We start from the raw sequence: 1,123 nt of genomic DNA, 5'->3' as shown, positions 1-1,123 counted from the left end.
GGATCCTGTGTGTTGGTTCCGGTGTATGGTTGAAGTGGGAAGGAGACCGAGTGGATCCTGGTCGTCCTTTCGGACAGGCCGTGGCATGGCCCGGTCCCTTCCCACCGGTAAAACCATCAACCTGAACAGTTGCACGGGGCTGTTCCAAGCAGACCCCGCACCACAGGAAGAGGCGTGGACATGATAGTGCAGAACTATGTCGGCTGCGACATCTCCAAGCAGTGGCTGGACTTTTTTGATGAGACAAGTGGCCGTCTTCGGCGCATCGACAACCAGACCGATGCGATAGCGGCCTATGTGGCAGGCCTTGATCCCAGTCGAGACTTCGTCGTCATGGAGGCGACAGGGGTGCATGACCGGCTGCTGCGCCATGCGCTGGCCAAGGCCGGCGTGCCGTTCTCGCGGCACAACCCCGCCCACACCCACCACTATGCGAAGTCGACGCGACGGCGGGCCAAGACCGATCCTCTCGATGCCAGGATGCTGAGCGACTATGGCCGCCGCTATCAGCCTGAAGCCGAGCCGGCGCCGTGCGAACAAAACGAACGGCTTCAATCGCTTGCCGGTCACCGCGATCAACTGGTCGATATGCGGGCAAGGCTGAAGAAGCACCTCGCTGAGGCCTTCGAGGCGATCGTCATCGCCAGCCTTGAAGACATGATTGCCGACTTCGACAGGCGCATCCATGCGCTCGAGAGCCAGATCGCTGAAGTCATTCGTCAAGCCCAGCATACTGCCCGCGATTATTCGCTGATGGTCTCCGTGCCGGGTGTCTCCAAGGTCAGTGCGCTCTCGCTGCTGGCACACTTGCCCGAGCTCGGCCAGCGTTCACCCAAGTCGATTGCAGCACTCGCCGGCCTTGCCCCGTTCGACAACAAGAGCGGCAAGCTCAGCCGCAGGAGCCAGATCCAAGGCGGACGATCGCGCGTACGCCGCGCCCTCTACATGGCAGCCCTCACTGCCATTCGAACCTGTGACCGGTTCAAAGCTTTCTACACCGACCTTGCGGCCCGCTCCGGCTCCAAGAAACTCGCCATCATCGCCGTCGCAAGGAAGCTCCTGGTCGTCCTCAACGCCATCATTCGAGATAAAACAGCTTTCGCATGAACACAGTTGCCATGCC

Annotated in this window: 1 protein-coding gene; it reads left to right on the top strand. The window is 60.8% G+C overall.

What is annotated here, in order from left to right; all coding sequences use genetic code 11:
• The first annotated feature begins 180 nt into the window (after nucleotides 1-180).
• A complete protein-coding gene (locus tag EN853_RS33045) occupies nucleotides 181-1,107 on the top strand; it encodes an IS110 family transposase (protein WP_245517265.1) in 927 nt (308 codons plus the stop codon).
• The last annotated feature ends 16 nt before the right edge of the window (nucleotides 1,108-1,123 follow it).

Origin of the sequence: Mesorhizobium sp. M1C.F.Ca.ET.210.01.1.1, assembly GCF_004791585.1 — a bacterium.
GTDB lineage: Bacteria > Pseudomonadota > Alphaproteobacteria > Rhizobiales > Rhizobiaceae > Mesorhizobium.
This window is presented reverse-complemented; position numbering and strand designations above follow the sequence as displayed.